The 24,232-nt window shown below is 61.8% G+C and carries 20 protein-coding genes, 1 tRNA gene and 2 pseudogenes; 5 read left to right on the top strand and 18 right to left on the bottom strand.

Features of this window, described 5'->3' with window-relative positions; all coding sequences use genetic code 11:
* Window positions 1-42 precede the first annotated feature (42 nt).
* Together tssK and icmH are read left to right on the top strand one after the other, a co-directional pair.
* A complete protein-coding gene (tssK, locus tag HWX09_RS12340; RefSeq protein ID WP_027783374.1) occupies window positions 43-1,389 on the top strand; it encodes a type VI secretion system baseplate subunit TssK in 1,347 nt (448 codons plus the stop codon).
* A complete protein-coding gene (gene icmH / locus HWX09_RS12335; protein ID WP_027783373.1) occupies window positions 1,386-2,168 on the top strand; it encodes a type IVB secretion system protein IcmH/DotU in 783 nt (260 codons plus the stop codon). Before tssK ends, icmH begins: the two co-directional genes overlap by 4 nt.
* 90 nt (window positions 2,169-2,258) lie before the next feature.
* Here the strand turns inward: icmH and HWX09_RS12330 are convergent, their stop codons facing one another.
* The 7 genes and pseudogenes from HWX09_RS12330 to HWX09_RS12295 all read right to left on the bottom strand — a co-directional run.
* Complete coding sequence (locus HWX09_RS12330) at window positions 2,259-2,576, bottom strand: hypothetical protein (RefSeq protein ID WP_027783372.1); 318 nt, start codon at window positions 2,574-2,576, stop codon at window positions 2,259-2,261.
* Between the two features lie 159 nt (window positions 2,577-2,735).
* Window positions 2,736-3,116 carry an Imm10 family immunity protein gene (locus HWX09_RS12325; RefSeq protein ID WP_034185391.1) on the bottom strand — a complete coding sequence of 127 codons (381 nt, stop codon included), beginning with the start codon at window positions 3,114-3,116 and terminating at the stop codon, window positions 2,736-2,738.
* 53 nt (window positions 3,117-3,169) lie between these two features.
* The gene (locus HWX09_RS12320; protein ID WP_155257339.1) at window positions 3,170-3,370 is read right to left on the bottom strand and encodes a hypothetical protein; all 201 of its coding nucleotides are present in this window, start codon (window positions 3,368-3,370) and stop codon (window positions 3,170-3,172) included.
* A gap of 59 nt (window positions 3,371-3,429) precedes the next feature.
* Window positions 3,430-3,564, bottom strand: coding sequence for an RHS repeat-associated core domain-containing protein (locus HWX09_RS33845; RefSeq protein ID WP_080681378.1), 135 nt, complete (start codon window positions 3,562-3,564; stop codon window positions 3,430-3,432).
* A gap of 844 nt (window positions 3,565-4,408) precedes the next feature.
* Window positions 4,409-4,843: an SMI1/KNR4 family protein gene (locus HWX09_RS12305; protein WP_155257338.1), complete on the bottom strand. Its 435-nt coding sequence runs from the start codon at window positions 4,841-4,843 to the stop codon at window positions 4,409-4,411.
* Window positions 4,840-5,124 (bottom strand): annotated as a pseudogene (locus HWX09_RS12300) (HNH/ENDO VII family nuclease); the annotation flags it as partial. The pseudogene HWX09_RS12300 and the gene HWX09_RS12305, both read right to left, overlap by 4 nt.
* A 114-nt stretch (window positions 5,125-5,238) precedes the next feature.
* Window positions 5,239-6,523 (bottom strand): annotated as a pseudogene (locus tag HWX09_RS12295) (RHS repeat-associated core domain-containing protein); the annotation flags it as partial.
* Between HWX09_RS12295 and HWX09_RS33600 the strand changes: the two are divergent.
* Entirely contained in the window at window positions 6,413-7,036 is a 624-nt protein-coding gene (locus tag HWX09_RS33600; protein ID WP_244135814.1) for a hypothetical protein, read from the top strand. The pseudogene HWX09_RS12295 and the gene HWX09_RS33600 sit on opposite strands and share 111 nt — an antisense overlap.
* 5 nt (window positions 7,037-7,041) lie before the next feature.
* Here the strand turns inward: HWX09_RS33600 and HWX09_RS12285 are convergent, their stop codons facing one another.
* Together HWX09_RS12285 and HWX09_RS12280 are read right to left on the bottom strand one after the other, a co-directional pair.
* Entirely contained in the window at window positions 7,042-11,631 is a 4,590-nt protein-coding gene (locus tag HWX09_RS12285) for an RHS repeat-associated core domain-containing protein (RefSeq protein WP_230469118.1), read from the bottom strand.
* A gap of 57 nt (window positions 11,632-11,688) precedes the next feature.
* A complete protein-coding gene (locus HWX09_RS12280; protein ID WP_027783370.1) occupies window positions 11,689-14,868 on the bottom strand; it encodes a type VI secretion system Vgr family protein in 3,180 nt (1,059 codons plus the stop codon).
* A gap of 369 nt (window positions 14,869-15,237) precedes the next feature.
* Here HWX09_RS12280 and HWX09_RS12275 point away from each other — a divergent pair, with 369 nt between their 5' ends.
* Window positions 15,238-16,038, top strand: a complete 801-nt coding sequence (locus HWX09_RS12275; RefSeq protein WP_027783369.1) for a transporter substrate-binding domain-containing protein — start codon at window positions 15,238-15,240, stop codon at window positions 16,036-16,038.
* A 59-nt stretch (window positions 16,039-16,097) separates the two neighbouring features.
* On the opposite strand, the gene HWX09_RS12270 is transcribed toward HWX09_RS12275, so the two are convergent.
* The 8 genes from HWX09_RS12270 to HWX09_RS12235 form a co-directional block, all read right to left on the bottom strand.
* Window positions 16,098-16,301 (bottom strand): hypothetical protein, encoded by a 204-nt coding sequence (locus HWX09_RS12270; RefSeq protein ID WP_027783368.1) that lies wholly within the window; start codon window positions 16,299-16,301, stop codon window positions 16,098-16,100.
* A 557-nt stretch (window positions 16,302-16,858) separates the two neighbouring features.
* Window positions 16,859-16,934: transfer RNA gene (locus HWX09_RS12265), tRNA-Thr, on the bottom strand.
* A 19-nt stretch (window positions 16,935-16,953) separates the two neighbouring features.
* Entirely contained in the window at window positions 16,954-17,475 is a 522-nt protein-coding gene (locus HWX09_RS12260) for a ClpXP protease specificity-enhancing factor (protein ID WP_027783367.1), read from the bottom strand.
* A 70-nt stretch (window positions 17,476-17,545) separates the two neighbouring features.
* Window positions 17,546-18,157, bottom strand: a complete 612-nt coding sequence (locus HWX09_RS12255) for a glutathione S-transferase N-terminal domain-containing protein (protein WP_006400565.1) — start codon at window positions 18,155-18,157, stop codon at window positions 17,546-17,548.
* 94 nt (window positions 18,158-18,251) lie between these two features.
* The gene (locus tag HWX09_RS12250) at window positions 18,252-19,010 is read right to left on the bottom strand and encodes a cytochrome c1 (RefSeq protein WP_027783366.1); all 759 of its coding nucleotides are present in this window, start codon (window positions 19,008-19,010) and stop codon (window positions 18,252-18,254) included.
* A 21-nt stretch (window positions 19,011-19,031) separates the two neighbouring features.
* Entirely contained in the window at window positions 19,032-20,414 is a 1,383-nt protein-coding gene (locus HWX09_RS12245) for a cytochrome bc complex cytochrome b subunit (protein WP_027783365.1), read from the bottom strand.
* Window positions 20,414-21,034: a ubiquinol-cytochrome c reductase iron-sulfur subunit gene (gene petA, locus HWX09_RS12240; protein WP_027783364.1), complete on the bottom strand. Its 621-nt coding sequence runs from the start codon at window positions 21,032-21,034 to the stop codon at window positions 20,414-20,416. The genes HWX09_RS12245 and petA overlap by 1 nt, the downstream gene beginning before the upstream one ends.
* A 218-nt stretch (window positions 21,035-21,252) precedes the next feature.
* Window positions 21,253-21,999: a Nif3-like dinuclear metal center hexameric protein gene (locus HWX09_RS12235; protein WP_027783363.1), complete on the bottom strand. Its 747-nt coding sequence runs from the start codon at window positions 21,997-21,999 to the stop codon at window positions 21,253-21,255.
* A 21-nt stretch (window positions 22,000-22,020) separates the two neighbouring features.
* On the opposite strand from HWX09_RS12235, the gene HWX09_RS12230 reads away from it, so the two are divergent.
* A complete protein-coding gene (locus tag HWX09_RS12230; RefSeq protein WP_006494427.1) occupies window positions 22,021-23,226 on the top strand; it encodes a Do family serine endopeptidase in 1,206 nt (401 codons plus the stop codon).
* Between the two features lie 204 nt (window positions 23,227-23,430).
* Here the strand turns inward: HWX09_RS12230 and tatC are convergent, their stop codons facing one another.
* Window positions 23,431-24,219: a twin-arginine translocase subunit TatC gene (gene tatC, locus HWX09_RS12225; RefSeq protein WP_027783362.1), complete on the bottom strand. Its 789-nt coding sequence runs from the start codon at window positions 24,217-24,219 to the stop codon at window positions 23,431-23,433.
* Between the last annotated feature and the right edge of the window lie 13 nt (window positions 24,220-24,232).

Genomic DNA, 24,232 nt, shown 5'->3' with positions numbered 1-24,232 from the left:
ACAAATCGATTACGTCGCAACGCCACATTAACCGGATTTGACATGAGTTATTCGGCCAAGGTGCTGTGGGGGGAAGGGCTGTTCCTCCGGCCTCAACACTTTCAGCGGCAGGACGCGTACCACGAGGCGCGCCTGTTCGAGTCCATCCAGGCGATCCAGCCGTACAACTGGGGCGTGCGCTCCGTGCGCATCGATCGCGACGCGCTCGGCAGCAATGTGCTGCGGGTGGCCGAGCTCGCGCTCGTGTTCCCGGACGGCGCGCTGTATGCCGCGCCGCAGGCCGATGACCTGCCGCCGCCGATCGCGCTGGATACGTTGCCCGACGGCATCAACGAATTCGTGTTCTATCTCGCGCTGCACCCGCTGCGCGAGAACGGCACCAACTACAGCGACGATCCGGCCGCCGGCTTCATGACGCGGTTCGTCAGCGAGCAGACGAGCGTCGCCGACAACTTCACCGACGCCGCCGAAGCCGACATCACGTTCCTGAAGACGCAGGTCAAGCTGATCGCGCACAGCGAGCCGCGCGACCAGCTGCTGTCCGTGCCGCTCGTGCGCGTGCGCCGCACCGCGACGTCCGGTTTCGAGATCGACGACAACTTCGTGCCGCCGTGCCTCGCGATCGAAGCGTCGCCGATCCTGCACCAGCGGCTGCGCCAACTGGTCGACGCGCTGCAGGCGAAGGTGAACGCGTTGTACGGCTTCCACCGCGAGCCGTCGAAGAACATCATCGAATTCCGTTCCGGCGACATCGCGTCGTTCTGGCTGCTGCACACCGCGAACGCCGCGTTCGCGACGCTCGCGCACCTGCACCAGCACGCGGCGCTGCATCCGGAGCGGCTGTTCCAGGAACTGCTGCGCCTCGCGGGCCAGTTGATGACCTTCTCGAAGGGCTATACGCTCGCCGACCTGCCCGTGTACCGCCACGACGATCCGGGCCCGAGCTTCGCGCGCCTCGACCTGATGCTGCGCGAATTGCTCGACACCGTGATCTCGACGCGCTATTTCGCGATCACGCTCGACGAAGTGCGCCCGTCGTTCCACCTCGGCCGCCTCGATTCCGGCAAGATCGACGACAAGACCGAGTTCTACCTTGCGGTGTCGGCGGACATGCCGAGCGTCGAGCTCGTCGACGCGGTGCCGGCCCGCTTCAAGGTCGGCGCGCCCGACGACGTCGACAAGCTCGTGCTGTCGGCCATGCCCGGCGTGCGGCTGTCGTACACGCCGCAAGTGCCGCCCGCGATTCCGGTGCGCCCCGGCGCGTGCTACTTCGCGCTCGATTCGCGCAGCCCGCTGTACGAGCGCATGCTGCAGGCCCAGTCCGCGATGATCTACGCGCCGACTGGCATCAATGACCTGAAATTCGAACTGATCGCGGTCACATCATGAGCTACGCGCCTTCCCTGTTCGGCGACAACGTGCCGCCGCCAATGCATAGCCCGGCGTCCACGGACGCCGCGTTCCAGGCCCGCTCGCTGCTCGATTTGCTGTACGACGGGTTCTTCATGCTGTTCCTGCTCAAGAACGGGCGGGAGCCGGACAGCGCCGGCGAGTTCAGCACGCGGATCCAGGAATTCCTGTCGGATTTCGAGCGCGGTGCGAAGAAGCTGAATATCGCCGCCGAGGACGTGTACGGCGCGAAGTTCGCGTTCTGCGCGGCCATCGACGAGATGGTGCTGTCGTCGCAGTTCAAGATCCGGACCGACTGGGAACGCCGGCCGCTGCAGCTCGTGCTGTTCGGCGAGCAGCTCGCGGGCGAGAAGTTCTTTCAGTATCTCGAGGAAGGCCGTGCGCAGGGTGCGGCCCGGCTGCAGTCGCTCGAGGTGTTTCATATGTGCCTGCTGCTCGGGTTCCAGGGCAAGTATCTGCTCGAGGGGCCGGAGAAGCTCGCGTATCTCACCGCGCGGCTCGGCGACGAGATCGCGCATATGAAGGGCAAGCGCGCTGCGTTTGCTCCGCATTGGCCGCTGCCGGATCAGATCGCGCATCGGTTGAAGCGGGAGGTGCCGGTCTGGGCAATCGGGACCGTGTTCGCGCTCGTTGCGCTGCTCGGGTATCTCGGGCTCAACACCTATCTGAAGGACAAGACGCTGCAGACGTTGGCGCCGTATTCGCAGGTGATCAAGGTCGGGCCGGAGTCGGCTAATTTGACGATTTCGTTGCCTTGAAGGCAGTGGTGGTGCTTCGTTCGAACACTGCTGCATCACGAAAAAGGACCGCTCGGCGGTCCTTTTTCACTGTGGTGCGTGTGAGCGTGGTCAGAGCAGAATGAATTCCTCGTTGTCGACGTAGAACACGAACGCGTCCAACAATTGCGCGACGCTCGGTTCGTCGACCTGGTCATGCGCATTGATCACGATTTCCTCGATCGTCGCGCTGTTCAGTGTCACGCGCCAGCCAGGTTGCGATGCGATCGTGGATAGCGTGACGGCTTCGATATCGTCAGGGTGTTCGGTGAATGCTCCTTCCGTATCGAGCGTCCACGGCATCGGTGGCAGACAGAGCCATCCGGAGAAATCGCCAGGATGTTCGAGAATGTGTTTTAGCGACACTTCGGTCGCGGGGGTAGTCGACATAGGAATTGCGGTTGTAACTGTGGCAAATGCACCGGAACGACGGCACGGCGATCATACGAAAGTGCGCGCATCGCAACGCGCCCCTCAGCGAGGCGTGATTATGCCAATTCGGAATGTGCATGGTCGACCTGGTGGTGGTCGTCGGCCATCTCGCGTGCATTAATTGAAGCGCAGCTGGGTCGCCTCCCCCGCAAAGACTTCCGTCAGCCCCCGCTTCAGCTGTCCGAGGCTGTCGGTCGCATGCACCACGATCGTCACCAGCGCCAGCCCTTCCGTCCATGCGACATCGCGAGACAGTTCGATGTTCAACATCTTCCCCTGCAACGAAACCGACGTGACTCCACCATAGCCGGCGACTCCGTCTTCGCCTACTTCCATGTAATAGGTATCGAGACCAAGCGCCTTATCCTGTTCGTCGTCGTCGGTCTCGCGCTGCAGGATCACGTAGCTGGATGGCGGGTCGTGATCTGCGAGACCGACGATATGCACGCCATTTTCGAACGTATAGGTTACGATGTTCGCGAAGAATCTGAATTCCAATTCGCTCGACTCCTGACAGATATTGCTCGTCCACTGTGATTTGACTCGACCATCTAACATACTGGGACAATGCCGAGTTCTTGAATCAATACCACACTCCCATCAGCACGTTTAAATTGATACTCTCTTGTCCATATCGGATGATTACCTTTCCCCAACACCGGCAAACCGTCAGAACCAGTCACCATGACTTGATTATATTGCCCCATCTGATCGGCTTTTTGATTGAGCACTTTGTCAGGTTGTTGACTCAACGCGACTCCCAAATCACGCTTCGCTTGACGAAATGCGCCTCTGCGTCCCGGGCACGGAGTTAGCCAACCGGATCAGTCCACGCGATAGGGTTCAACGCGTATCGGTAAGCATTGACGCCACCCGATAATCCGATGGGATCTTTCGATACGAACCGACCACCGCTTAGATCGTAATATCGGCACCGGTTATAAATAGCCCCCTAGACGCGCATTCCCCCCTTATACAGCCCGCAACCCCTTTCCCCACAAGACTTTGCGCCACCCCATCCCAAGACGGAACGCATTTTTCCCCTGGACGCGTTTTTTTACAGTTGTCGATGCTCGGCTCGATGCGCCATCAAGCAGCCGCATCCGTGTCCTTGTCCGTTTCGGCATCCAACGCGGCGCAAAGATACTTCCTTCATCATTATCCAGGTCGACCGGGTGTAGTCAGGAAGGCTGCGAAGCTATCAGCAATCGCTGACACTTGCCCAGTCTCATGCGACCAAAGAACTACAACAGGCTCCCCGGCGTCACCAAGCGTTCCGTAGTCGAAGCAGTAGTAGTCCCCTGTTCCGAATTCGGCAAACGGTAGCAACTGAGAGAGGTCGATAGAGGTACCTGAGAAGTTGTCTCGCCACTCTTGCCAATCTTCTTTGAAGTGACGAACTATCGACTCCCACGTTTTGCGGGGATCGCGTGCATCGAATACAGGAAACACCACCAAAGCGCCCAATGCTTTGCCGTTGTTCTCCAGAAGCCATTCCGAGAACGACTTAGGCAATGTTCACGCCAATTCCGTCTCAGTTGCATGGATCGCATCTACTGTTGTACCTATCACTCACGCTTTAGCCATCATTTTTCGCTTAGGGTAAAGAACCCGCACGAGCGATCACTTCCGGCGCTTCGCCTCACTTCCTTGTACGACGTCTCCCGCACGAGTCACCGTCGTCATCCGTTAGCAACTGCTGCGTACCGATCTGGTCAAAAATAAACAACGATAACAATAAATCCTCGTTACTCCCAATACACCAAAGGACGCGTTTTCAGCCCTTCCCATCAAGGCACCACGTCAAAATACCACATTAGGAATTCATTAAATGTCTGCCAGCGGGCAGGCACTCGCCCACTTACAAAATCATCCAATACAACGATATCGAGATCGTAAACAGCCCGATCCTCGATATTATACAAATACATCCCCTCACTCTCATCCGACGTCAAGGCAAGATATTGCCCAGGAATACGATAACGATCTCGGACGTAATCCGTCTGATCCGGAATCGCTGGAATCGCCGGCCCCTCGATGTCCAGAAGCTCAGCAACCGGGCGAGGACTGATAAAGCCCCCCTGATATTTCAGATAAAATTCACCAAACTCCGAACCGGAATCGACGCCCAGGCTAACAAGTACTTTTTCTGCCGCCTTAGGATCAGCCCTATCTACGTCACCAGAAACCGCAGCCAGATACTGCTCGACTTTCAATGGAATCATAAATCACAACCTCCCTTGCTAGATGCATTGGCCGTTGCCGCGCGATCTTTCCAGTACTGCTGCCTGTCAATGTCGAATGCACCACGATCAACAGGATACTCTGGATTCTTTTGATTTCCGTAGGGATGCAATGCTTCACGGCCAGCACCGCTTGCTGCTCTATGAGTGCTAGTTGTCACCTCAAACAACGGACCAATGGATTGCTGCCTTGAATGATGCAACTGAATCTGCTGCGGCACCCCATCCTTCATCAGAAAAGGCGCACCACCCTCCATTGCGCGCTGCAGGTTCGTCTTACCTCGATGCTCCATATTCCAATCAATGTCCTGCTGGAAAACCGTATATGAAATCCCAGTACCCTTCTTGCATGGTCCCCAACTTGATTTTTTAAATCGACTTAAACCGGAAGGATCTACCCAGCTAACAGGGTTAGGTGCGTACTGATAGTCATTTACCCCACCAGCCAGACCAATAGGATCCTTGCTGATGAAACGCCCATTGACTGGATCATAGTACCGATGCCGGTTGTAAGCGAGTCCCGTCTCCGCATCGACCTGCTGGCCTTGGAATTGCAGAGGATTCCCCGGCACGATCCCCGCAGCCTTCGACGCTCGCGCAATCACCCCCCGCGCCTCGCCCCACGCCTTGTACGACGCCTCCCACACGACGTCACCGTCGTCATCCGTCAGCAGCTGCGGCGTACCGATCTGATCGCAGTGGTAATAGAACACCGCCGCGTCGCCTCGCCGCTCCGGCATCTTCTGCAGCGGATCTTCCTCCGGCACATAGCGGTCCGTGCTCTTCCATTCCGGCGTCTCGATCCCTACTACCGGCCCCGCCACATACTGCGCCAGTGGCACAAACGTCCCCGGTTCGTAGATGTAGTGCGTCCCGCGCTCGCCGTCGCTTTCATACGCCAGCGTGTCACCATCCCATCCGAACACCGTACGCTCGCCGTTCACCTCCTTGGCGATCCGACGGCCGAACGCGTCGTAAAAATACCGCGCCTCGCTCTGCCGCGACGTCTCCGCAACCCGCGCCGCCAGCAAGCGATTGAACTCATCCCACTCATATTCCTGCTCACCCGCCGGCGTACGCTTGCGCACCAGATTCCCGCGCGCGTCGTACTCGAAGTGCATCCCCGCATACGCCTTCAGCAGGTTGCCCAGCACCTTCGGCACCTCGACCGGCAACGTACTTTCCGGCCGCACCGGGCTCGGACGGGACGCAGGTGCCTCCGCGGACCGCACCGGATCGATGATGTTGCTCGCCGGATCGAACGCAAACCGCTCCTTCGCGACCGGGCTGATCGCTTCGATCAATCGCCCGACCGGATCGTATCGATAGTCGGTCCCGCCCTTGCGGCTGTCCTCGATCCGCGACAATTGCCCCGCCGCGTCATAGCGATACCGCCGCTCGGCAAGCGGCGCCGGCGACGTCGATCGCTGGACCGTCTGCTGCAGCACGCGTCCGGCCGGATCGTAGTGGGTGCGCTGCCCGACCTTGCTCCTCGCCATCGAGCAGCATCCCGTGCACATGCCCCGAGCCGTACATCAACCAGTCGACCGCATGCCCGTCCGGCCGAACGGTCCGCCGCCGGTTGCCGAGTTCGTCGTATTCGTGATGCCACACGTAGCTGCGCCGGTCGCCGAACAGATCGTAGGCGTGATGTTCACGCACGAGATTGCCGACCCGATCGAAGAAGAACTGCACGCGGCTGTACCGGTTCACCGCGTCGATCAGCCTGCCGCTCGGGTCGTATGCAAACCGCTCCTCGCTTTCCCCTGCGACACGCTTCGGCAGACGCTCGTTTGCATCGATGTCAAATACCTGACCTCATCAATCAAAACGAGACTGGCACTCCAGCAACAATTTCAGGTCCAACCACCGATAACAAACAAGGGCCGCAACTGCGGCCCTTGTTTGTTACTGAAGCCAATCCATAGCAAGCTCCAGAATTTCCTGCAAATTACTAGGACCGCCATACCCGATGAACTCCGTTTCAGTGGCGCTTACCCTGATCCAATCCTCGTCGTCACGCTCAATGTTGATATTGGTCGGCCTCTTGGCTGTGGCACCATTTATCTTGACTCTCCAGCCCGGGTTGTCGATATTGACAATCTCCACACCATAAGAGTGCTCCCAAACGTCATTGCATTGGGATGTATACCAACGCTGCAACGCAGCTATTAGATCGCTCATTTGCACAACCCTTTTCGCCTTGCCAGTTCCCTAGCCACTCGAATATCTTGCTTGGTCGCAGCCCTCGTAACCTCTGTCTTTTTCGACGTGGTCACTTGACCGTTTGGACCGACATTTATTTTCCGAGTCTGGACATGCGGAGTCGGAATATCAACACCAGTAGCTTTATCGAAATGCGATGCCCCTTGCAAATCGATGTGGCCCTGCGTCGTCGGTGTAGAGAATGTCACTGAATTCTGGTTGATCTGCCCGGAAAGCTCACGAGCCATCTCCTCCTCATTTTTTGGCCCACGGGACGTATAGTCGCTACAACTTGGCAGGCACTTCGCACATTGCTTCGACAGCCCCAATGGATCAATCCACCGTACCGGGTTCGGCGCGTACTGATAGACATTGAACCCACCTGAGAGTCCGATCAGGTCCTTGCTGACGAACCGTCCGGCACTCGGGTCGTAGTATCGATGCCGGTTATAGTACAGCCCCGTCTCCTCATCGCCCTGCTGCCCTTGGAACCGCAGCGGATTCTTAGCCACAATCCCCGCCGCCTTCGACGCCCGCGCAATCACCTCCCGCGCCTCGCCCCACGACTTGTACGACGCCTCCCACACGACGTCACCGTCGTCATCCGTCAGCAACTGCGGCGTACCGATCTGATCGCAGTGGTAATAGAACAGCGCCGCGTCACCTCGCCGCTCCGGCATCTTCTGCAGCGGATCTTCCTCCGGCACATAACGGTCCGTGCTCTTCCACTCCGGCGTCGCGATCCCTACTACCGGCCCCGCCACATACTGCGCCAGCGGCACAAACGTCCCCGGCTCGTAGATATAGTGCGCCCCGCGCTCGCCGTCGCTTTCATACGCCAGCGTGTCACCATCCCATCCGAACACCGTACGCTCGCCGTTCACCTCCTTGGCGATCCGGCGCCCGAACGCGTCGTAAAAATACCGCGCCTCGCTCTGCCGCGACGTCTCCGCAACCCGCGCCGCCAGCAAGCGATTGAACTCGTCCCACTCATATTCCTGCTCACCCGCCGGCGTACGCTTGCGCACCAGATTCCCGCGCGCGTCGTACTCGAAGTGCATCCCCGCATACGCCTTCAGCAGGTTACCGAGCACCTTCGGCACTTCGACCGGCAACGTACTTTCCGGCCTCACCGGGCTCGGACGGGACGCAGGTGCCTCCGCGGACCGCACCGGATCGATGATGTTGCTCGCCGGATCGAACGCAAACCGCTCCTTCGCGACCGGGCTGATCGCTTCGATCAATCGCCCGACCGGATCGTATCGATAGTCGGTCCCGCCCTTGCGGCTGTCCTCGATCCGCGACAATTGCCCCGCCGCGTCATAGCGATACCGCCGCTCGGCAAGCGGCGCCGGCGACGTCGATCGCTGGATCGTCTGCTGCAGCATGCGTCCGGCCGGATCGTAGTGAGTGCGCTGCCCGACCTTGCTCGACAGCACGCGTACCGTCTCCCGATGAAGGTCATCGCGTTCGAACTGCACACGCTCCTCGCCATCGAGCAGCATCCCGTGCACATGCCCCGAGCCGTACATCAACCAGTCGACCGTATGCCCGTCCGGCCGAACGGTCCGCCGCCGGTTGCCGAGTTCGTCGTATTCGTGATGCCACACGTAGCTGCGCCGGTCGCCGAACAGATCGTAGGCGTGATGTTCACGCACGAGATTGCCGACCGGATCGAAGAAGAACTGCACGCGGCTGTACCGGTTCACCGCGTCGATCAGCCTGCCGCTCGGGTCGTAGGCAAACCGTTCCTCGCTTTCCCCTGCGACCCGCTTCATCAGACGGCCGTTCGCATCGACCTCGATCGACGTTACGCACCCCGCTTCGTCAACCGAAACGAGGTTGCCGCTTTCCTTGTCGTACTCGTAACGCGTCGACTTACCGTCGAAACCAACTTCCTCGATCAACCGTCCCGCCGGATCGTAGTGGAACTGGTACGTCGCGAAGTTCGCATCGGTCAGCGCAGTCAGGCGACCGAGACGATCGTAGCGATACGCAATCGTCTGCCCGAGCGCGTCGGCGCGGCTCGCAATACGGCCGACCGCGTCATAGCCGTATCGCGTCGAGCGGTTGAGTTGATCGGTATGCCGCAACAAGCGACCTTCAGCGTCGTATTGCACCTGCTCGACACCGGCCGGCGAACGAACCTCCGTCAATTGACCGTTCGGACCATAGCTATAAGCAACAACGCCACCAGCCGCGTCCTTTGTCTCGATCACGCGTCCAATGTCGTCGTAGCGCCACTCCGTCTTCTTTCCGGAACAATCCGTGTAGCTCGTGAACTGCCCTGCATCGTTGTATTCGAGCGCCTTCGAACCGCCCTTCGCATCGACGATCTGCGTCGGCAATCCCTTGTCGTTGTAGACGTACTTCGTCGCGTGCTCGAGCGGATCGACTTCCTCGACGAGGTTGCCCGCATCGTCGTACTTGCGCTGCCAGACATGGCCGTTCGGATCGACGAGCCGGATCATCTGATCCTTGTCGTCGTACGCCATCTCGACGATGCTGCCATCCGCCCGCTGGTGCTGAACCAGATTGCCGCGCGCGTCGTATTCCCGTCGCTCGATACTGCCGTCCTGCCGGATATGCAGCACCAGATTGTGATGAGCATCGCGCCGGAACCACTCCTGGTTACCGTCCGGATACACGATCCGGTACACGTAGCCGTGAATGTTGAAGTAGTACCGCGTCATCTGGCCGAGCGCGTCGGTCACGTAGGTCAGACGGATATTCGGATTCCACGCGAGTCGGAGATCGAGGCTGCCGTCATCCGCATATTCGCGAATGCACTTCGCATCGGCATTGTCTTCGGCATCCGCGCCATCCCACTCGAGCGTCATCCCGCGGCCCGTGCGATCGGTATAGCGCGTCACAAGGTGGCGGCGATATTGGTACGTCCGTGCATTGCCATGACGATCGACCGCGCGCACGAGATCGCCGTCTGTATCGTATTCGTAGCTCGCCAGCGTGCGGCGCTCACCGTCCTTGAGCACCTGCTCGATCTGCACGATCCGGCCATGCTTGTCATGCTCGAACGCAAGCACATTGCCGCTCGAATCGATCAGGCGCGCAAGGCGATCGAGCGCATCGTAGTCCAACGTGATCGTGTTCCCGGCGCGATCCTTCTGCATCGCGAGCCGGAACGCGTCGCCCCGGCGCTCGTACACATGCAGCGCTACGTGGCCGTATGCGATCGTCACCCACGTATCGTCGAGCCGCGACAGCGTCAGGTTCTCCGACAGATCGTCGTGCACCGCGCCGGCCGCGAGCACCGGATAGTCGATGCTGCGCCCCTCCGCATCGCGATAGATCCATTGACCATTCTTGATGTCGATTCGCGTCGTATAGGGCGTGATCCATCGCGCACCCAACTCGCCGTTGTCATACTCGGACAGCCGGGAGCGATACGTGCGCTCCCAAACGAGCGGCAGCGCGCCCGGCAAGTCGAAATCCACGTGCGAGAACGTCTCGTCACCGAATGCGAAATCGATGGATGCAGGCGACGCGCCGAGCCCGCATGCCTTGCACGCGCTCTTCCCAGGCCCTTCGGCCGGTGCTTGCCCGTCGGTTTTCTCCAGCCCTTCCTGCTCCCGCGTCTTCTTCGCCTGACTCTTCCCGGCCGCCTTGACGTCCGCGCTCTGCTCATGGAGTTTCGCGCGCGCCTTGACGCGTGCAACAGCCTCGATCAGTTGCAAGACCAACCACATCATCTTGCCTTCTTCGCTACCGGCGAGCGAACGGATCGATGTCGCGATCTTCGGCGCCTCGGTCCGAAGGAACGTCACCGTGCCGCGAAACGGCTCGAGCCACGCATCTGGTGCGAGCTTCGCCATCGTGCCTGCTGTCTTGTTGACGACCTTCTTGCCGAGCGCCTTGGTGCCCTCGTACGCAAACTGGATGCCGTCACCGACCCGACTCGGGCTGTACCACGGTCGGTCGTCCGCCATCTTCTTCGCGAGCTGTTGCTGGCGTTTCAGATTGGCGTTGGCATCGAAGAGCTGCCCGTGCAGCGCCTTGTCCATGCCGGTCGCTAGCGCGAGCATGAGCTCCTCGGATTTCGACGCGCATCCATCGAGCAGCTCGACGAGGCCGGCCTTCAGCTTGTTGAGAAAATCCTCGATCTCGGTCGCGCAGGTCGCGTTGATATGCGTGACCAGCACGGAGATGATCGCCGCGCCGAGATTGTTGCGCGTCATCAGCAATTCGTGACGAACGAGCGCGAGCAGCGGACGCGCCGACATCCGGAACGGCGCGAGCGTCGGCGGAATCGGAATGATGCCAAGCAGGTTGATCGCGAGGCTCATGTAGTCGAGCACCTGGCCGCCGCGCTTCTCGACGATTTCGGCAATATCGCCAAGCGCGTCGACCATCGCCATGATGTTGCCGACGATCGGCACCGCGCCGGCAAACGTCTTCACATCCTCGAACGTGATGTGGTTGCCGCTGATCCGGCGCAACCACGCGTCGAAGCGGTTGCCGACCGCGGCGACGTCCTTGGCGGAAACATCGCTGAGCCAGGTAACGGCCTGTTCCTTCTCTGCGCCCGGTGGAAGTTGTTGTGCCATGTTGTTCTTCGTTCGAATCGCGATTTAGTTGTGCTTGACGGCTGATGCGCCGCCCTCTCAGGATTTCAGCGGTCCACCGAACCCGCTCGTCGGCAGCTTCATGCCGGTCGCACCGGCTGCCGATGCCACAGTCGTCGCGCCCTTGCCGGCGATTCCGGCAACACCCGGCAGCGCGCCCTGCAGCGCCCCGGATGCCGCGTTCGCCGCCGGCGCGGCCAGCGCCGCGAGCCCGCCTTGCCGTGCAGCCTGCACCATCCCGGCCACCTGCTTCGCCGCACCGCTCAGGCTCGAGGCCGTCTGCAACGCGGACGCCACGCCCGCACCACCCAGCGCACTTGCCGCAGCCGGCAATGCGGAACTCGCCACCCCGCCCAGCGCTGCACCCGCACCACCGCCGCTCACAAGTCCCATCGCAGCGGTCGAAGCAGCAGGCGCAATCCCTTGCAACTGGCTCGCAAGCTGCCCCGTCGCCGCAGCCTGTGCTTCCTCGGGCGCGGGCGTGACCGGCTCCGCCGGCCACTTCGCCTGCTTGAAATAGTTCGCCGGCTGATCCGACTCGCGCGGGTCCTTTCCGAATTCGACGCGCACCGCGCCGGGCGGCAACCCGCTCACAACCGTATAGCCGCTGTTGTCGAGCGCGCCTTTCTTCAGCACCGCACCGTTCACGTCTTTCACCGTGAACAACCCGCCCTTCACCGCCTCGCCGTTCACGTACTTGTGAAACAACTCCAGTTGCCCCGGCTGATCCGGCCGCGGGCTCGGCAGCGGATACCCCATGCTCGCCGGCCCCGCGAACGTGTGCGACGCGCCCTTCACATCCACCGCACCCGGCGTATGAATTTCGATGTTCCCGCCTTGAATGCGGATGTACCCGCCGCCGCTCGTCAGCAGAATCCCCTGATCGGCGGCGATCTCGATCCGGTCCGTCGCCGACACGATCTTCACCGCCTTCTGCGCGGTCACTTCAACGTTGTCCGACTGCGCCTGGATCTCCACCTTGCCCTTGCCCGCGAACAGCTTCATCCCCGCGTTCTGCACGAACAGGCTCAGCTTCTGCCCGATGCTGCCGATCAGCGATTTGCCCGCCGCGACATGAACGCTCTGCCCGCTCGCGACGTTCACATGATCGTTCGCGACCACGTGCAGCGACTGCTGCGTCGACATCCCGATCCCCGACGGGCTGCCGAACAGCATCACGGGCTCCTTGAACGCGTTCGCGCTGCCGGTGCCGCCGCCGGCCGTGCGCCCGCCGGACGCGTTACCGGACGCGCTGTCCTGCGTCGCATCGTTGAACGCGCGCATCGTGTCGTGCGCTTCCTTCAGGCTTTCCGCCTGATGCTGCTCGCTCACACCCGACAACGCTTCGACGAGGCTTTCCGACGTCACGAGCTGTTGCTGCGCCTCCTTCACGTCGAGCGGCTGACTGTTCGCCGACTTCGGATGCGTCGTCACGTACAGGCCCCGGCTCGCCCGCACCGCGCCGTACGCATCCGAGCGCAGGTCGAAGCCGCTGCCCAGATACGAGCCGCGCGAATTGCCGCTCTGGTCGATGATGTAGCCGAGATGCAACAGGCTGTTCGCGCTGCTACTCATCAGTTGCACGCGGTTCTGCCCGGTCGCGTCGTCCATCACGAGCTGGTTGTAGCCGCTACCCGAATACTCTTTCGATCGATATCCGGACAGGATCCCGTCGGTATGCCACTGCGGCTGGTTCGCGCCGTTGTACACACGCCCGACCGCAAGCGGCCGATCGCAGTCGCCGCCGACGTAGTCGATCAGCACTTCCTCGCCGATGCGCGGCATGTGCACGCCGCCATAGCCGCTCCCCGTATCCGACTGCACGACGCGTACCCAGCACGACGCGTTCTCGTTGCCCGGGTTCAGGCGGTCCCATACGAACTGCACGCGAATTCGGTTGAGGTCATCCGTATAGACCTCTTCACCTTGCGGCCCGACGACGATCGCCGTCTCGAGATGCATCTCCGGCTTGTGATGCTCGAACGGGCTGCGATACGGCACGCTCGCGCGTTGCGCTTCCACTTCGACGAGATAGAAGCCGGTCGAGCCATCCTCGTGCGGGACGCGAAACGCAGGATCGGCACCGTAGCCTTCCTGCGCCTGCGTCAACGCCTCGCGCAGGCTGTACGGAAAGTCCGCGCTGTCGCTCGCGACGGGCAGGTTGTTCTCGATCCACCACGCCACCTCGATCGCGGCGAACTCGCGCTTATCGTCGGGGTCGCGATCGTGCTCGGGATGGTCGACCAGCGTGAAGCGTCTGCCCGCATCGATGGCGCGCACGCCACCCGCGCCATGGAAGCGCTTTGCCTGCGATTCCCATTCCTCCATCTTGACCTTCGTCAGATGGTCGCCGCGCGTCTGGTCCAGATACGTATAGGCGCCCGTGTACTCGTAGACCTCGAGCTGGTCGGGCAAGTCGCCCTGGCCGCCCATCGTCGGCAGCGACGTGCCTTTCGGGTTCGACGGCTGCGAAGGATTCTTGTAGTCGAACGTGCGCGTCGTGCGCGTCACGCTCTGCAGCGTACGCGTACCTGACCATTGCGTGAACGCGTCGGCTTCGCTGGCCGCGCCGCCGTGATAGAAGCGCACGGCCTCCGGCGACAGCGGCGCGAACGCCTGCAGATTGTCGGTGATGACGAGCGTATGCGATTTGCCGTCGTCGGCCTGCTGCCATGCGCAGTAGAGCCCTTCGTTCTCCATCAGCCGATGCACGAAATGCCAGTCGGTATCGTGCTGGCGCGTGTACGAACGGTTCGGCAGCGGCTTCGACAGCGCGAAGCGGAAATGGCCCTGCGCCTGCGGATGCTTGTTCAGCACGTCGCTGATGATCTGGTCGACGGTCGTGTCGTTCCAGAGCCGCTGATCGCGGCGGAACTTCAGGAAATGGGTGAAATCGGCGAACGCGAGCTGATAGGTCGTGAGCCCGCCGTCGGCGCCGAGCCGGCGCGCGGTATGCACGTAGCCGTTGATCGGCCGATAGCTGCGATCGGCCTGCTGGATCCACAACGTAACGGGCTGCGCGATCAGCTTTTTAAGTTCCAGATCGCTATCGGTCGACAGCACGTCGAGCGTGAACTCGTACGAGCGTCCGATGCGCGAACGGCCGACCGCGCGCTGCACGGTGAGCACGTTGGTCCCTAACGGCGTATCGAGCTTCAGCAGCCGGTCCTGCTGAAGCAACCCGCCGCGCAACGCGGCAATTGTGTTCTGCATGTTCATGACTACGGCCTTTTCTTCTTTTGACGCGCCCTCGGATGGCGCCGGCGTTTGATTCCGCTCGCGCGATTTTACAGATAAATTACGGAACGAACCTGAAATATGACCTGATTTAAAAGAACATTTCGAGTGCAATCGGAAAATATTCGAGCGGGACTGCTCACCGAATTGCTCGCCCCCAGCGGAGCCGATTCCTGTCCACGCCACCGGAAGTCAGTCGCCTCTCCCCCATGAAATCGATTGCAATCAGGGCCACTTCGACTTCCGGTAAGGCTCGGTTGCGAGTAGTGTCTACGTGCCCGTATTCCGGCCCAGCCGGTCCCGACCGGCGCTCTGCGCTCATTACACAACGCTGCACACTGGAGATCTACGATGAAACGTTCGACGTTCCTGTTGTCGGGCCTGCTGCTCGCGTCGGCCCTCGGCTTCACGGCCATTGCCGCGCACGCGGAAGACCTGCTCGATTCCGTGAAGAAAGCCGGCGTGCTGCGCGTCGGCCTCGAAGGCACGTATCCGCCGTTCAACTCGCGCGGCACGTCCGGCCAGCTCGAAGGCTTCGACGTCGACGTCGCGAACGCGGTCGCCGGCAAGCTCGGCGTGAAGACGCAGTTCATCCCGACCGAATGGAGCGGCATCATCGCGGGCCTGCAGGCCGGCAAGTTCGACGTGATCGTCAACCAGGTCACGATCACGCCGCAGCGCAAGGAAGCGCTCGACTTCAGCGAACCGTACACGTACTCGGCCGCGCAGCTGATCCAGCGCAAGGACGACACGCGCAACTTCAAGTCGCTCGACGATTTCAAGGGCAAGAAGCTCGGCGTGACGCTCGGCACCAACTACGACCAGATGGCGCGCACCGTGCCGGGCATCGAGGTGCAGACGTATCCGGGCGCGCCGGAGAAGCTGCGCGACCTCGCCGCGGGCCGCATCGAGGCGACGCTCGACGACCGCCTGATGCTGCCGTACATGATCAAGACGTCGAACCTGCCGCTGCGCTCGGGGGCGGTGCTGAACGGCGGCAAGCAGGAAATGGCGATCCCGTTCCGCAAGGGCAATCCGAAGTTCGAGAAGGCGATCAACGACGCGCTCGACTCGCTGCGCAAGGACGGTACGCTGAAGAAGATCTCGACGCACTGGTTCGGCAGCGACGTGACGGTGCCGGTCGCGCAGTAAGCGATCGCGCGCTTCAACGCGTCACGCCGTTCATGTCGATGAACGCGTGACGCGTCTCCTCAAGCCGCTTCGTCGAAGCGCGCGAGCAGCATCTGGCCGATCGGCGTCAGCGCCGGACGCACGGCCACCGCATTCACGCGCACCTGCGTAGGGTCCACCAACCGCTTCTCGACCAGCACGGCGAAAGCGGGATTCGATTGATCGACGCTGTCGGGCGCACGTGCAATGCGCAGCAGCATCGAGAATTCATGCGGACTCAGCATGGTTCGTGTCTCCTGATCGTCCGCGATCCGGTCGGAACCGGCGTCGATCGTGTTCTCAAATGGAATGGTGCGATATATACCGCTGCGGCGCCGGGAGCGAGATCCCGGTTGTGTCTGCCTGCGACGCGGGCACGTCGTCGCCGGCAGGTTGCGCGCGGTCCCGATCAGACGATGTCGCCGCGACGGGAACGTAACGTTATGGGTACATCGTGACGCTGCCGTGACAGCGAAACGGGGGCGAAACGACGGCGGCTGTGTACCGTAGGGAGTGTGCTGCAGCTGATATGCGTAGCCGCACGTCCAGCACGGATTTTCGAGCAGAATCGAAAAACTGCGATTGCCTCGCGCGAACTGTTCCGGGATGCGCCCCCGGCTTCGTTTTACCCGTTCGCAATTGCTTAACCGCATTGGACGCATTTGCGCAGGCTTGATGCCGTCGGGTTCGAACACGTGGGGAGCTTTGTCACCACATGGCCCAGTTCGCGAACGATGGACAATTCAACGATCGGAAAAGACGAAGGGCCGGGAGACAGAATCTCCCGGCCCTTCGTTCAATATGGTGCCGGCTGCAGGACTCGAACCCGCCACCTGATGATTACAAATCAACTGCTCTACCAGATGAGCTAAGCCGGCGTAAGCGCGAGATTCTACCTCATTTCACGATCTTGAGGCGAGGTCTGCTGCCGCCTTTCGAGCCGTCGCCGTCGGTTTTCGGCGGTTCGTCGGCACCTTCGGACGGCTCCTCGTTCGCGCCGCTGTCGGCGACGGGCGCCAACGGCGATACGGACTCGTCACGCTGCGCGTCATCGGCCGGCACGGTATCGTCGTCGAACGCGCCCGAATCCTCGCCTTCGCCTGCGACCGCATCGACCTGGAACGCCATGCCCTGCCCGTTCTCGCGTGCATAGATCGCGAGCACGTTGGCAACCGGAATCTCGATCTTGTGCGCCTTCCCGGAGAACCGGGCCGTGAACTCGATCCACTCGTTGCCCATCTGCAACTGGCTCGTCGCCTCGAAGCTGATGTTGAGCACGATCTCGCCGTCACGCACGAACTGACGCGGCACGCGCGTCGAGTTGTCGACCCTCACCGCGATATGCGGCGTGTAACCGTTATCGGTGCACCATTCGTACAACGCGCGCAGCAGATAAGGCTTCGTTGAAATCTCTTGCATCACAATCCTCGAACCCGGAGCGGGCGCGCGGCACGCCGCGCCGCCGCTCCGTCATGCCTTCATTGCAACATTAACGACGCATGACCTTTTCGGACGGCGTCAGTGCTTCGATGTAGGCCGGACGGCTGAAGATCCGTTCGGCATACTTCATCAGCGGCGCGGCGTTCTTCGACAGCTCGATGCCGTAGTGATCCAGGCGCCACAGCAGCGGTGCGATCGCGACGTCGAGCATCGAGAACTCTTCGCCGAGCATGTACTTGTTCTTCACGAAGATCGGCGCGAGCTGCGTCAGGCGATCGCGGATCGCGAGGCGAGCCTTCTCGTGATTCTTCTCCGCCGCCTTGCCCTTCTCGTTCTCGAGCGTGCTGACGTGAACGAACAGTTCCTTCTCGAAGTTGAGCAGGAACAGGCGCGCCCGTGCGCGCTGCACCGGGTCGGCCGGCATCAGTTGCGGATGCGGGAAGCGCTCGTCGATGTACTCGTTGATGATGTTCGATTCGTACAGGATCAGGTCGCGCTCGACCAGGATCGGCACCTGACCGTACGGGTTCATCACCGAAATGTCTTCCGGCTTGTTGAACAGGTCGACGTCACGGATTTCGAAGTCCATGCCCTTCTCGAACAGCACCAGCCGGCAACGCTGGGAGAACGGGCAAGTTGTGCCGGAATACAGAACCATCATATTTGCGTTTCCTCAAAAAAGCCGAGGGCCGGCACGCGGCGAAACCCCTTTCACGGGTTCCGCCTTGCGCCGGCCCCACGCCGGTCAGGCGTGTTTACTTGATATCTTTCCAGTACGCGGCATTCAGCCGCCAGGCCAGGAAAGTCAGGACACCGAGAAAGATCAGCACCCACACGCCGAGGCGCTTGCGGGTCTGCTGGGCCGGCTCGGACATCCATGTCATATAGGCCACCAGGTCGGCCACCGCAGCATCGTAGTCGGGCGACGAGAGCGTGCCCGGCGTGACCTGCTGGAAGCCGACGAGCGTGTGGACCTTCTCGCCCGTCTCCTCGTCCGTCCTGTCTTCGAATTTGGCTACGCGCTGCCCCTGCAGCTGCCACAACACATGGGGCATGCCGACGTTCTCGAACACCGCGTTGTTCCAGCCGGTCGGCCGCGTATCGTCGCGGTAGAAGCTCCGCAGATACGTATACAGCCAGTCGCGGCCGCGCGCGCGCTCCTCGACCGACAGGTCGGGCGGCGTGGTGCCGAGCCAGTTCTTCGCGTCGTCGGGCCGCATCGCGACGGACATCGTGTTCCCGACCTTGTCGGTCGTGAACAGGAGATTCGCTTCGATCTCCTTCTGGGATATGCCCAGATCCGTCAGACGGTTGTAGCGCATCAGGTTCGCGCTGTGGCAGTTCAGGCAATAGTTTACAAACAATTGCGCGCCGTGCTGAAGCGAAACGAGATTTTCCGTGTTATCGGGCGCCCGGTCGAGCGGAAAATTACCCTCCGCCCGCACGGCCGGCGCCGCCAGCAGCGCACAGGCGGTCGCCCCGATCAGCGCGAGTGTCGAAAGCAGTTTCTTCATGTCGTTCTCTCCTCGCTCACGTTAATGGGGCTTGAAGCGCACCCGTTCCGGCGGCTGCTTGAACGTGCCAAGCGGCGTCCAGACGGGCATGCCGAGGAAGAACGCGAAGTAGATCAACGCACAGCCCTGCGCGATCAGCGTCGCCGCCGGCGATGGCGGTCGCGTGCCGAGGAACGCGAGGGTAAGGAACGCCGCGACGAAGATCCCGAGGAACACCTTGTGGAACAGCGGCCGGTAGCGGATCGACTTCACCGGGCTGCGGTCGAGCCACGGCAGGAAGAACAGCGTGATCACCGCCGAGCCCATCACCACGACGCCCCAGAACTTCGACTCCGTCAGGTACATGAACACGACGATCGCGGCGGCCAGCACCGGCAACCCGATCTTCCACTTGCCGCGCGCACGGATCAGTGCGAGCACGCCGAGCAGCGCGATCACGATCATCAGCACGATCTTGAACGGGTCGGTGGTCGCCCGCAGCATCGCGTAGAACGCGGTGAAGTACCAGACCGGCGCGATCTCGGGCGGCGTCTGCAGCGGGTTCGCCGGGACGAAGTTGTTCGCCTCGAGGAAGTAGCCGCCCATCTCCGGCGAGAAGAACACGATCAGCGCGAACACCATCAGGAACACGCATACGCCAAGGAAGTCGTGCACCGAGTAGTACGGGTGGAACGGGATGCCGTCGAGCGGGATGCCCTTCTCGTCCTTCTTCGCCTTGATCTCGATGCCGTCCGGGTTATTCGACCCGACTTCGTGCAGCGCAACGAGGTGCGCGACGACGAGCCCGACTAGCACGAGCGGAATCGCGATCACATGGAACGCGAAGAAGCGGTTCAGCGTGACGTCTGATACCACGTAGTCGCCGCGAATCCACAGCGACAGGTCCGGGCCGACGAACGGGATCGCCGAGAACAGGTTCACGATCACCTGCGCGCCCCAGAACGACATCTGGCCCCACGGCAGCAAATAGCCGAAGAATGCCTCGGCCATCAGGCACAGGAAGATCGCGCAGCCGAAAATCCACACGAGCTCGCGCGGCTTGCGGTACGACCCGTACAGCAGCCCGCGGAACATGTGCAGGTAGACGACCACGAAGAACATCGATGCACCGGTCGAGTGCATGTAGCGAATCAGCCAGCCCCACGGCACCTCGCGCATGATGTACTCGACCGACGCGAACGCGAGCGTCGAGTCGGGCTTGTAGTTCATCGTCAGGAAGATGCCCGTGACGATCTGGTTGACGAGCACCAGCAGCGCGAGGGAGCCGAAGAAGTACCAGAAGTTGAAGTTCTTCGGCGCGTAGTACTCGGATACGTGCTTCTTCCAGGTGGACGTGAGCGGGAAGCGCTGGTCGATCCAGCCGGTGAAACCTGTCGTGGAGACTTCCTTGTTGTCGGCGGCCATCACGCTTCTCCTTTCTCGTCCTTGCCGATCACGAGGGTCGTCGCCGACGTGAACATGTAGGGCGGGATGTCGAGATTCTGAGGCGCCGGCTTGTTCTTGAACACGCGGCCGGCGAGGTCGTAGGTCGAACCGTGGCACGGGCACAGGAAACCGCCCGGCCAGTCGTCCGGCAGGTTCGGCTGCGGACCCGGCGTGAAGCGTTGGCTAGGCGTGCAGCCGAGGTGCGTACACACGGCCATCACGACGAGAATGTTCTTGCGATCGGTCCGCGCGCGATATTCGTTGGCGCAATACGCGGGCAACGGCATCGAATACGGGGATTTCGTGGTCGGATCGGCCACTTCCTTGTCGGCCTTGACCACGTCGGCCAGCATCGAATCGGTGCGATTCAGGATCCAGACGGGTTTGCCGCGCCACGGCACGGTGAACATTTCGCCGGGCTTCAGGCCGCTGATGTCGACCTCGACCGGCGCACCGGCCGCTTTCGCTTTCGCGGACGGCGCAAGCGACGCCGCGAAAGGTATGACGGTGGCTACGCCTCCTACGCCACCTGCTACGGATGTCGCAATCAGCCAGGTACGGCGGCCGCTGTCGACGCGTTTCTCTTCCTTGTCTCGCATCACACGCCCCACTTCTGAGTTGGATTTTCCGTCACGACTTTTCATTCCGCCGCTAGTTTGCGCGAATGGAGTCGTCATTTACAAGGCCCGGAGATGAAAATCCCTTCGAAGTGTTTGATAGTTAAGGGTTATCCCCCACTATCGGAGCGATTAAATCATTTCTCTTTTAAGCATTCGCTACATTGAGAAATTTCGATGCGCTGCCGCAAATCCGTCGCTCAGACCGGATTATGAATATCGATAAAAAGGTGTTCGAGATCGAATTCTTCGGACAAGTGGCGCCCCAGCGCCTGGATTCCGTAGCGCTCGGTCGCATGGTGCCCCGCCGCAACGAACGCGACACCGCTCTCCGCCGCCGCGTGCGTGGTCGACTCGGACACCTCGCCGGTCAGGAACACGTCCGCACCGGCTTCGATCGCCGCGTCGAAATAGCTCTGCGCGGCGCCCGTGCACCACGCGATGCGGCGCAGCTGCGTGTCCGCATCGCCGAGCACGAGCGGCGTACGGCCGAGCGTGCGCTCGACCTTCGCGACGAAGTGCTCGAGCGTGACGGGCATCGGCAGCGTCGCCATCCAGCCCAGGTCGCCTTCGCCGAAACGCTGCTCGCCGATCAGGCCGAGCTTTTCGCCGAGCTGGGCGTTGTTGCCGAACTGGGGATGCGCGTCCAGCGGCAGGTGAAACGCGAACAGGTTCAGGTCGTTCGCGAGCAGCAGCTTCAGACGCTGATACTTGCGGCCGGTGATCTGCGGCGCCTCGTTGCGCCAGAAATAGCCGTGATGGACGAGCACGGCATCCGCCCCCCATTCGAGCGCGGCTTCGAGGAACGCGACCGACGCCGTCACGCCGGTGGCGATCTTCTCGATCTTGCGGCGCCCTTCGACCTGGAGGCCGTTCGGGCAATAGTCCTTGAAGCGCGCGGTTTCAAGGGTATTGTTCAAGTACAATTCAAGTTCGATCCGATCCATATAAACCTCTAATCCATTCAGATGCTTAGACGCTTCTGGCTGTTCTTCGCGCAGGCGGTGACCGTACTGCTCGCGCTGATGTTCATCGTCGTGACGCTCAAGCCGCAATGGCTGCAACGGCAAGGACAGCTCGGCAAGCAGCTCGCCACGCCGATCGTCGCGCTGCGCGAAGTCGCGCCGGGCATCGGCGGCGCACCGGCGACCACGTCGTATGCCGAAGCCGCGCAGAAGGCGATGCCGGCCGTTGTCAACGTGTTCTCCAGCAAGGACGGCTCGCTGCCGCCCGACCCGCGCGCAAAGGATCCGCTGTTCCGTTACTTCTTCGGCGACCGCAACGCCCGCAAGCAGCAGGACGAGCCGGCCGCCAACCTCGGCTCCGGCGTTATCGTGAGCCCTGAAGGTTACATTCTAACGAACCAGCACGTCGTGGACGGCGCCGACCAGATCGAAGTCGCGCTCGCCGACGGCCGCACGGCCACCGCGAAGGTGATCGGCAGCGATCCCGAAACCGATCTCGCGGTGCTGAAGATCAACATGACGAACCTGCCGACGATCACGCTCGGCCGCTCCGACCAGTCGCGCGTCGGCGACGTCGTGCTCGCGATCGGCAACCCGTTCGGCGTCGGCCAGACGGTGACGATGGGCATCATCAGCGCGCTCGGCCGCAACCACCTCGGCATCAACACGTTCGAGAACTTCATCCAGACCGACGCGCCGATCAACCCCGGCAACTCCGGCGGCGCGCTCGTCGACGTGAACGGCAACCTGCTCGGCATCAACACGGCGATCTACTCGCGCTCGGGCGGCTCGCTCGGCATCGGTTTCGCGATTCCGGTCTCGACCGCGCGCACGGTGCTCGAAAGCATCATCACGACGGGCTCGGTCACGCGCGGCTGGATCGGCGTCGAGCCGCAGGACGTCACGCCGGAAATCGCCGAGTCGTTCGGGCTCCAGCAGAAATCGGGCGCGATCGTCGCGGGCGTGCTGCAGGGCGGCCCGGCCGACAAGGCCGGCATCAAGCCGGGCGACATCCTGGTGAGCGTCAACGGCGAGGACATCACCGACACGACGAAGCTGCTGAACGTCGTCGCGCAGATCAAGCCGGGCACGCCGACCAAGGTGCACGTCGTGCGCAAGGGCAAGCAGTTCGACGTGAACGTCGTGATCGGCAAGCGTCCGCCGCCGCCGAAGCAGACGCTCGACGAGCAGGACAGCGACAGCGAATGAGGCGCGGCGGGCGGCGCACCGCCTGCCGGTCGCGACGCAACGCAACGCGACGCGGAAATGAAACAGGGCAGCCGATTGGCTGCCCTGTTGCTTTGCTTCAAGCGATGTCTGATGCCGGGAAGGTGGCTTTGCCACGCGCCGGCCGGCCCACGGCGGTACTGAGCCAATCCGGCCTGGCCCGGAAAGCCGCCCGGCGCCGCGCCGTCAACCCGCGGCTTCGCCGTTCCCCGCCTCGCCTTCTTCTACCGGCTTCTTCGGCACGAAGAACCGCGCGGCCAGCAGCCCGATCTCGAACAGCACGACCAGCGGCAGCGCCAGCATCAATTGCGAGAACACGTCCGGCGGGGTGACGACCGCCGCGACCACGAATGCGCCGACGATCACGTACGGGCGCATCTCCTTCAGCTTCTTCAGCGACAGCACGCCCATCCGGACGAGCAGCACGACGACGATCGGCACCTCGAACGTGACGCCGAACGCGATGAACATCCCGAGCACGAAGCTCAGGTAGTTGTCGATGTCGGTCGTCATCTCGGCCCCGAGCGGCGCGTTGTAGTGCGCCATCACGCGGAAGATCGTCGGGAACACGAGGAAGTACGCGAACGCCATCCCGCACAGGAACAGCACGTAGCTGCTGCCGACGAGCGGCGTGACGAGCTTCTTCTCGTGCTGGTACAGCCCCGGCGCGACGAACGCCCAGATCTGGTACAGCACGATCGGCAGCGCGATCACGAGCGCGACGAGCATCGTGACCTTCATCGGCACGAAGAACGAGCCGGTGACGTCGGTGACGATCATCTTGCCGTCTTTCGGCAGGTTCTCCATCAACGGCCGCGCGAGCAGCCTGAAGATGTCGGGTGCCCAGTAGACGAGCCCGAGGAACACGACGATCACGGCCAGCCCCGCGCGAATGATGCGATCGCGAAGCTCGACGAGATGGGAAATGAAGGTTTCTTCCGGGGCGTCGCCCGGGTTCTGCTGGGGGTCGCTCACACCGGCCCTCGGT

This window comes from Burkholderia sp. BCC1208 (assembly GCF_902833095.1).
Taxonomy (GTDB): Bacteria; Pseudomonadota; Gammaproteobacteria; order Burkholderiales; family Burkholderiaceae; genus Burkholderia.
The sequence above is the reverse complement of the archived record's forward strand: the minus strand, read 5'-3'. Positions and strand labels throughout refer to the sequence as shown.